Source organism: Streptomyces sp. NPDC057010, from assembly GCF_042673805.1.
Taxonomy (GTDB): Bacteria; Actinomycetota; Actinomycetes; order Streptomycetales; family Streptomycetaceae; genus Streptomyces.
In genome coordinates this window covers 1-8,714 of record NZ_JBHUSC010000100.1, presented here as the reverse complement: position 1 = coordinate 8,714, position 8,714 = coordinate 1, and the positions used below count along the sequence as shown (strand labels likewise).

Below are 8,714 nucleotides of genomic sequence, written 5' to 3'. Positions count from 1 at the left end.
GATTCGGCCGCTGCCGTCCGCCTGGTGCGGCTGGATTGCCCGCAGGGCAATTCCAGCCCCGCCGGCGTTTGAGGCGCGGGCGCGGTAGCGCCGTGTAGTGAGCCGCGCCGGCGTCTGAGGCGGGAGAAGCAAAGAAGCCCGCACCCCCCGGGCAGAGGGGGTACGGGCCTCTTCGGCCGGGGGCTACGCCTTGCGGAGGCGGAAGGTGAGGGACAGGGATTCGTCCGTGAACTCGGCGCCGTACGTGCCGTCGGCCAGACCCTCGGCGAAGTCCGTCGACAGGACCTCGTCCGCGATCAGGGCCGCGTGGTCCGTCAGGGCCGTGACGACCTCCGCGGACTCCGAGGACCACCGCAGGGCGATGCGGTCCGCGACGTCGAGTCCGGAGTTCTTCCGGGCCTCCTGGATCAGGCGGATCGCGTCACGGGCCAGGCCCGCCAGCTTCAGCTCCGGGGTGATCTCCAGGTCCAGGGCGACGGTCGCGCCCGAGTCGGACGCCACCGACCAGCCCTCGCGCGGGGTCTCCGTGATGATGACCTCCTCGGGGGTGAGGGTGACCGGCTCGCCGTTCACCTCCACCGAGGCCCCACCGGAGCGCAGGGCCAGCGACAGCGCCGCCGCATCGGCCGCGGCGACGGCCTTCGCGACGTCCTGCACGCCCTTGCCGAACCGCTTGCCCAGCGCCCGGAAGTTCGCCTTCGCCGTCGTGTCCACCAGCGATCCGCCGACCTCGGAGAGCGAGGCCAGGGAGGACACGTTCAGCTCCTCCGTGATCTGGGACTGCAGCTCCGGGGACAGCGCGTCGAAGCCCACCGCACCGACCAGCGCCCGGGAGAGCGGCTGGCGGGTCTTCACGCCCGACTCCGCGCGCGTGGCCCGGCCCAGCTCGACCAGGCGGCGCACCAGCAGCATCTGCTGCGACAGGGTGCCGTCCACCTGGGACGCGTCCGCCTCCGGCCACGACGACAGGTGCACCGACTCCGGGGCCTCCGGGGTCACCGGGACGATCATGTCCTGCCAGACCCGCTCGGTGATGAACGGGGTGAGGGGTGCCATCAGGCGGGTGACCGTCTCGACCACGTCGTGCAGCGTGCGCAGCGCGGCCGCGTCGCCCTGCCAGAAGCGGCGGCGCGAGCGGCGGACGTACCAGTTGGACAGGTCGTCCACGAAGGAGGAGAGGAGCTTGCCCGCGCGCTGGGTGTCGTACGCCTCCATCGCGTCCGTGACCTCGCCGACGAGGGTGTGGAGCTCGGAGAGCAGCCAGCGGTCGAGGACCGTGCGGTCCGCCGGCGCCGGGTCCGCGGCGGAGGGCGCCCAGTTCGACGTACGGGCGTACAGGGCCTGGAAGGCGACCGTGTTCCAGTACGTGAGGAGCGTCTTGCGGACGACCTCCTGGATCGTGCCGTGGCCGACCCGGCGGGCCGCCCACGGGGAGCCGCCGGCCGCCATGAACCAGCGCACCGCGTCGGCGCCGTGCTGGTCCATGAGCGGGATCGGCTGGAGGATGTTGCCCAGGTGCTTGGACATCTTGCGGCCGTCCTCGGCGAGGATGTGGCCCAGGCAGACCACGTTCTCGTAGGACGACTTGTCGAAGACGAGGGTGCCGACCGCCATCAGGGTGTAGAACCACCCGCGGGTCTGGTCGATGGCCTCCGAGATGAACTGCGCCGGGTAGCGCTTCTCGAAGATCTCCTTGTTCTTGTACGGGTAGCCCCACTGCGCGAACGGCATCGAGCCCGAGTCGTACCAGGCGTCGATGACCTCCGGCACGCGGACGGCGGTCAGGGTGCAGCCCTCGTGCGTGCAGGTGAACGTCACGTCGTCGATGTACGGGCGGTGCGGGTCCAGGGCGGACTGGTCCGTGCCCGACAGCTCCGACAGCTCCGCGCGCGAGCCCACACAGGTGAGGTGGTTCTCCTCGCAGCGCCAGATCGGCAGCGGGGTGCCCCAGTAGCGGTTGCGGGACAGCGCCCAGTCGATGTTGTTGTTCAGCCAGTCGCCGAAGCGGCCCTGCTTGACCGAGTCCGGGAACCAGTTCGTCTTCTCGTTCTCCCGCAGCATCGCGTCCTTGACGGCGGTGGTGCGGATGTACCAGGACGGCTGTGCGTAGTAGAGCAGGGCCGTGTGGCAGCGCCAGCAGTGCGGGTAGCTGTGCTCGTAGGCGATGTGCTTGAAGAGCAGGCCGCGGGCGTCGAGGTCGGCGGTCAGCTTCTCGTCGGCCTTCTTGAAGAAGACGCCGCCGACCAGCGGGACCTCCTCCTCGAAGGTGCCGTCCGGGCGGACCGGGTTCACGACGGGCAGGCCGTACGCGCGGCAGACGGCGAGGTCGTCGGCGCCGAAGGCGGGGGACTGGTGGACCAGACCGGTGCCGTCCTCGGTCGTGACGTAGTCGGCGTTGACGACGTAGTGGGCCTCGGCCGGGAAATCCACCAGGGAGAACGGGCGCTCGTACGTCCAGCGCTCCATCTCCTTGCCGGTGAAGGTCCGGCCGGTGGCCTCCCAGCCCTCGCCGAGGGCCTTCTCCAGCAGCGGCTGGGCGACGACCAGCTGCTCCTCGCCGTTCGTGGCGACCACGTAGGTGACCTCGGGGTGCGCGGCCACGGCCGTGTTGGACACCAGGGTCCAGGGGGTCGTCGTCCAGACCAGGAGGGCCGCCTCGCCGGCCAGCGGGCCCGAGGTGAGCGGGAAGCGGACGAAGACCGAGGGGTCGACGACCGTCTCGTAGCCCTGGGCGAGCTCGTGGTCCGACAGGCCGGTGCCGCAGCGCGGGCACCAGGGGGCGACGCGGTGGTCCTGGGTGAGCAGGCCCTTGTTGAAGATCTCCTTCAGCGACCACCACACGGACTCGACGTACTCGGGGTCCATGGTCCGGTAGGCGTCGTCCAGGTCGACCCAGTAGCCCATCCGGGTCGTGAGCTCGGTGAACGCGTCGGTGTGGCGGGTCACGGACTCGCGGCACTTGGCGTTGAACTCGGCGATGCCGTACGCCTCGATGTCCTGCTTGCCGTTGAAGCCGAGCTCCTTCTCGACGGCGAGCTCGACGGGCAGGCCGTGGCAGTCCCAGCCGGCCTTGCGGGCCACGTGGTAGCCGCGCATGGTGCGGAAGCGGGGGAAGACGTCCTTGAAGACGCGGGCCTCGATGTGGTGCGCGCCGGGCATGCCGTTCGCGGTCGGCGGGCCCTCGTAGAAGACCCACTCGGGGCGGCCCTCGGACTGCTCCAGGGTCTTGGCGAAGGTCTTGCTCTCGCGCCAGAAGTCGAGGACGGCGTGCTCGAGGGCAGGCAGGTCGACCTGGGCGGGGACCGGGCGGTACTGCGGCGGTGTGGTCATGAGGCTGAACTCTTCCTCCGGCGGGGTGTCACTTCCGTCCGGAGGGACGAGAGCCGACTGCTGCTCCCGCGGTACCACCCTCCTTGGCCGCCGGACACGCCGGTGGCCCCCTCATTGGGGTGCGAAGCCGGTTCTACTGGCCCTGCGGAGACCCGTACGGGCCCCTGCGGCTTTCTTCCGGCGGCTCCGGGGTGATCCTTCACATCGCGCTCGCCCCCGGGCTCTCACCGTCCCCGGGTCGCTCCTGGCTGCGTACGACGCTACTCGTCCCCATCCATGCCTCTCGCTGGGCCCAGTGTACGGGCCCGGGCGGCACGCGGCAGACCGGTTTACGGGGGCCCGTGGCGGGCCCGGCGGCCCGGCGTGGCGGGGTGCGCGGGGCGGGCGGCGCGTGACCCGGATGGTCCGACGCGGCCGTACGGGATCCAGTGGGGCGGGTGGGGCGGATTACCGGGGCTCCTGATGGGCACAACGGATGCAGGTTGGCCTCGACGGATGCGTGCCCCGTTGCCGTGGGACCGGCGTCGATTTATCGTTCCGGCACGATTCGCGAGCAATGATCACAGTATGTGAAGGGGCCGCGGCCATGGTGGCGAAGAAGACCGCCGGGAGTACTGCGCAGAAGGCCGTCAAGGCTGCCGGAAAGGTCGCGGCGAAGGCGGTCGGCACCGCCGCGGGGGCGGCGGTGGCCGCCGTGGACGCGGTTCCGGTCGCGGCCGCGGCCAAGAAGGCGGTGGCGGCGAAGAAGGCCGATGCCGCCGTGAAGAAGACCGCCAACGGGACGGCGGCAGCCGGCGGGACGAAGGCCGCCGCCGGGAAGAAGGCCGTCGCCGCGACGAAGACCGCTGCCGCTAAGAAGACCGCCGCGGCCAAGTCGCCGGCCGGGAAGATGACCGCCGCCGAGGCTCCGGCCGAGAAGGCGACCGCGAGGAAGACCCCGGCCAAGAAGGCCGTGGCCGAGGGGGCGGCGCAGGCCGCGAAGAAGACGGGAGTCCGCAAAGTGGTTGCCAAGAAGAGCACCGGTACGGCGAGGAAGACGGCGGCGGCCGCCACCAGCGGGCTGCCCAAGGCGCGCGCCACGGCGGCCCTGACGCCCGGAGAGCTCGCCGTACGGCCCGGAGAGGACCCCTGGACGCCCGAGGAGGTCGAGGAGGCCCGTACGGAGCTGATGTCGGAGGTGCTGCGGCTGCGCAACGAGCTGGACGCCTCCGAGACGGCCATCACGGACCTGATGCGGGACTCCGGCGACGGCGCCGGCGACGACCAGGCCGACACCGGCACCAAGAACATCACGCGGGAGTCCGAGCTGGCCCTCGCGGCGAACGCCAGCTCGATGCTGGAGCAGACCGAGCGGGCCCTGGAACGGCTGGAGGCGGGCACGTACGGGCTCTGCGAGAACTGCGGGCAGCCCATCGGCAAGGCGCGGATGCAGGCCTTCCCGCGGGCCACGCTGTGCGTGGACTGCAAGCAGAAGCAGGAGCGCCGGCACTAGGCGCAGCAGGCGGAGCCCCCCTCGCGGGGACCCTGACGTACCCTCGTGTCTCGTCAGGGTCCAGGAGGAGCCTGGGTCGAGCGAGTTCGAGGGACTGACGTGGCAGAGGCGGAGCGCATCATCGGTACGCCGGAGGTCGGGGACGACGCCCAGCCTGAGTCCGCCGGGCCCAAGGGGCACCGGCGGATCGTGGCGCTGCTCGTCGTGGCGATCCTCGCCTACCTGCTGGACCTCGGCAGCAAGATGCTGGTCGTGGCGAAGCTGGAGCACCAGCCGCCGATCGAGATCATCGGCGACCTGCTGAAGTTCGAGGCCGTCCGCAACCCCGGCGCCGCCTTCGGTTTCGGCGAGGCCTTCACGATCATCTTCACCTGCATCGCGGCCACCGTGATCGTGGTGATCGTGCGGCTGGCGCGCAAGCTGTACAGCCTGCCGTGGGCGATCGCGCTGGGTCTGCTGCTCGGCGGTGCGCTGGGCAATCTGACCGACCGGATCTTCCGTTCGCCGGGTGTTTTCCAGGGCGCGGTCGTGGACTTCATCGCGCCGGCCCACTTCGCGGTCTTCAACCTGGCCGACTCGGCGATCGTGTGCGGCGGGATCCTGATCGTCCTGCTGTCGTTCAAGGGTCTGGACCCGGACGGGACCGTCCACAAGGACTGATCGCGGGAATGGTCTTCTGCCGAGTCCTGCATACTCGACAGGTGAGTACGATTCCCGAGATCCGCACCCTGCCCGTTCCCGATGGCCTCGAGGGCGAGCGCGTCGACGCCGCAATCGCTCGTATGTTCGGATTCTCCCGGACGAAGGCGGCCGATTTGGCGGCCTCGGGGAAGGTGTCGGTCGACGGCAGCGTCGTCGGGAAGTCCGAGCGCGTGCACGGTGGCGCCTGGCTCGAAGTCGAGATGCCCGAGCCGCCGCGGCCGGTCGAGCTCGTCGCCGAGCCCGTACCCGGCATGGAGATCGTCCACGACGACGACGACATCGTCGTCATCATGAAGCCGGTGGGCGTCGCCGCCCACCCGAGCCCCGGCTGGACGGGCACCACCGTCATCGGCGGCCTCGCCGCCGCCGGCTACCGGATCTCCACCTCCGGCGCGTCCGAGCGCCAGGGCATCGTGCACCGCCTCGACGTCGGCACCTCCGGCCTGATGGCCGTCGCCAAGTCGGAGCGCGCCTACACCTCGCTGAAGAACCAGTTCCGCGAGCGGGTCGTGGACAAGCGCTACCACGCGCTGGTGCAGGGGCACCCGGACCCGATGAGCGGCACGATCGACGCGCCGATCGGCCGCCACCCGAGCGCGGACTACAAGTGGGCCGTGACGCAGGACGGCAAGGCGTCCGTCACGCACTACGACCTGATCGAGGCCTTCCGGGCCGCCTCACTGCTGGACATCAAGCTGGAGACGGGGCGTACGCACCAGATCCGCGTGCACATGTCCGCGCACCGGCACCCGTGCGTCGGCGACCTCACGTACGGGGCCGACCCGACGGTGGCGAAGCGGCTGGGGCTGACCCGGCAGTGGCTGCACGCGGTGCGGCTGGGCTTCGAGCACCCGGCGGACGGGCAGTGGGTGGAGTTCGAGAGCAACTACCCGGCGGACCTCCAGCACGCGCTGGACGTGATCCGGGCGGAGAGCGAGTGACGGCCTTCGCCGTCAGGGTGGCGGAGGGGGACGCCGACCGGGCGGCCTGCTTCGCCGTGCGGTCCGAGGTGTTCGTGGTCGAGCAGTCGGTGCCGGAGTCGATCGAGTACGACGCCTACGACGCGGACGCGGTGCACGTGCTGGCCGTGGGGCCGGACGGGGTCGCGCTGGGTACGGGGCGGCTGCTGTACGGGGACGCCGCGCTGGCCAAGACCGGTGGCGCGCTGGGCGTCGGCTCGCTGGGCCGGCTGGCCGTCCGCGCTTCCGCGCGGGGGCTGGGCGTCGGGGTGGCGCTGGTCCGGGCCATCGAGGCGGAGGCCGGGCGGTTGGGGCTCGCGGGGGTGGACCTGGGCGCGCAGACGCATGCGCTGGGCTTCTACGAGCGGCTGGGGTACATGGCCTACGGCCCGGAGTTCCAGGACGCGGGCATCCCGCACCGGGCCATGAGGCGGGCCCTGCCGTAGCGCTGTGGGTGCGGCGCCGCTGCCGGGGCGCTGCCCCCGCTGCACGACGCGCGCTTTCAGGCCTACGCCAGCCAAAACCCCCCGGCAGCGGCGCCGAGTGCGACACGCGTCGCGGCCCGAGCCGAGCGCAGCGGACTGGCAGGGTGGGGGAGTGGACCAGCTTGCTCTGCTCTTCGTGCTGCTGCTCGGCGCCGTGGTCACCGTGCCGCTCGGGGACCGGCTGGGTCTGCCCGCGCCCGTGCTGATGACCATCGGGGGAGTCGTCCTCGCGCTGGTGCCGGTCGTGCCGAACGTCGACATCCCGCCCGAGTACATCCTGCCCCTCGTGCTGCCCCCGCTGCTGTACGCCTCCGTGCAGCGCACCTCCTGGCGGCAGTTCGCGGCCAACGTCCGGCCGATCCTGCTGCTCGCGGTGGCGCTCGTCTTCGTGACCACCGCGGCCGTGGCCGCCGTCGCGAACGCCGTCGTGCCGGGGATGCCGGTCGCCGCCGCCGTCGCGCTCGGCGCGCTCGTCGCCCCGCCCGACCCGGTCGCCGCGACCGCCGTCGCCGGAACGCTCGGGCTGCCCCGCCGGATGGTGTCCATCCTGGAGGGCGAGGGGCTCTTCAACGACGTGACCGCCATCGTGCTGTACCACGTGGCGATCGCCGCCGCCGTGAGCGGCAGTTTCTCCTGGCCCGACGCGCTGGGGGAGTTCGTGCTGTCCGCCGTCGTCGCCGTGGCCGTCGGGCTCGCGTTGGGGTGGGTCACCCATCGGCTCATGGGGCGGCTCGGTGATGCCACGCTGCAGATCGGGCTGACGCTGCTGGTGCCGTTCGTGGCGTACGTGCTCGCCGAGGAACTCCAGGGGTCGGGGGTGCTGGCCGTGCTGACGACGGCCCTGTTCCTCGCCGAGTACGCGACCGACGCCGACGACGTGCTGGGGCGGCTCGCCGGGCACACCTTCTGGGAAGTCGTCGACATGCTGGTGACGGGGGTGGCGTTCGGACTGATCGGGCTGGAGCTGCACAACGTCTTCGGTACGGCGGCGGGGCGCGAGTGGGAGATGACCGGCTGGGCCGTGGCCGTGATCGGAGTGGTGGTCGGCGTACGGCTGGCGTGGCTGCTGCCGGCCGGCTGGCTCGCCAAGAAGCTGCACACGCGGCGCGACTACGACGAGGAGATCCCGCTGAGCTGGCGGGAGAGCGTGGTGATGTGGTGGGCCGGGATGCGGGGGGTGGCTTCGGTGGCGCTGGCCCTCGCCATCCCGTTCCGGACGGATGCGGGCGAGGCGTTTCCGGCGCGGGACGAGATGGTGTTCATCGCCTTTGCCGTGATCATGGCGACGCTGGTGCTGCAGGGGCTCACGCTGCCGTGGCTGGTGCGGAGGCTGGGGGTGGAGGCGGACACGGACGCGGAGCGGGAGACCCAGCGGCAGTTGGCGTTGCGCGCGGCGAAGGCCGCGAAGCGGCGGCTGAAGGAGATCGAGGAGGTGGAGGACCTCCCGGAGGACCTGGTGGAGACCCTGTACCGGCGCGCGTACGACGTGGGGGCCCGCATCAGCCCCGACCTGGTGGACGAGGAGCGGCGGGAGGCGTACGCGCAGCGGGTGGAGCGGATCCGGCACGTCCAGCGGATCCAGCGCGAGATGATGTCGGCCGCCCGGCACGAGGTCCTCGCGGCGCGCAGCGAGCCCGGGGCGGATCCGGAGATCGTGGACCGGGTGCTGCGGCATCTGGACGTGCGGAGTCTGCGGAGTTCGTAGGGCGGGGTGCGCGGGGTGCGCGGGCGGTGCGGGGGCCGGGG

The 8,714-nt window shown here is 71.7% G+C and carries 6 protein-coding genes; 5 read left to right on the top strand and 1 reads right to left on the bottom strand.

The window, feature by feature from the left end; all coding sequences use genetic code 11:
- Positions 1 to 183: 183 nt before the first annotated feature.
- Positions 184 to 3,330 carry an isoleucine--tRNA ligase gene (gene ileS, locus ACFTXQ_RS35900; protein ID WP_382649682.1) on the bottom strand — a complete coding sequence of 1,049 codons (3,147 nt, stop codon included), beginning with the start codon at positions 3,328 to 3,330 and terminating at the stop codon, positions 184 to 186.
- A 556-nt stretch (positions 3,331 to 3,886) separates the two neighbouring features.
- Here ileS and ACFTXQ_RS35895 point away from each other — a divergent pair.
- The 5 genes from ACFTXQ_RS35895 (at position 3,887) to ACFTXQ_RS35875 (ending at position 8,673) form a co-directional block, all read left to right on the top strand.
- Positions 3,887 to 4,822, top strand: coding sequence for a TraR/DksA family transcriptional regulator (locus ACFTXQ_RS35895; RefSeq protein WP_382649679.1), 936 nt, complete (start codon positions 3,887 to 3,889; stop codon positions 4,820 to 4,822).
- 99 nt (positions 4,823 to 4,921) lie between these two features.
- A complete protein-coding gene (gene lspA, locus ACFTXQ_RS35890) occupies positions 4,922 to 5,482 on the top strand; it encodes a signal peptidase II (RefSeq protein WP_382649676.1) in 561 nt (186 codons plus the stop codon).
- A gap of 41 nt (positions 5,483 to 5,523) precedes the next feature.
- On the top strand, positions 5,524 to 6,465 hold the full coding sequence (locus tag ACFTXQ_RS35885) for an RluA family pseudouridine synthase (protein WP_382649674.1): 942 nt from the start codon (positions 5,524 to 5,526) through the stop codon (positions 6,463 to 6,465).
- Entirely contained in the window at positions 6,462 to 6,929 is a 468-nt protein-coding gene (locus tag ACFTXQ_RS35880; protein ID WP_382649671.1) for a GNAT family N-acetyltransferase, read from the top strand. Before ACFTXQ_RS35885 ends, ACFTXQ_RS35880 begins: the two co-directional genes overlap by 4 nt.
- 151 nt (positions 6,930 to 7,080) lie before the next feature.
- Positions 7,081 to 8,673 carry a Na+/H+ antiporter gene (locus ACFTXQ_RS35875; protein WP_382649668.1) on the top strand — a complete coding sequence of 531 codons (1,593 nt, stop codon included), beginning with the start codon at positions 7,081 to 7,083 and terminating at the stop codon, positions 8,671 to 8,673.
- Positions 8,674 to 8,714 lie beyond the last annotated feature (41 nt).

Excerpts from the sequence above, each read along its gene's own strand:
- ACFTXQ_RS35895 (WP_382649679.1), top strand. The coding sequence starts at position 3,887 with ATGATCACAGTATGTGAAGGGGCCGCGGCCATGGTGGCGAAGAAGACC.
- ileS (WP_382649682.1), bottom strand. The coding sequence starts at position 3,330 with ATGACCACACCGCCGCAGTACCGCCCGGTCCCCGCCCAGGTCGACCTG.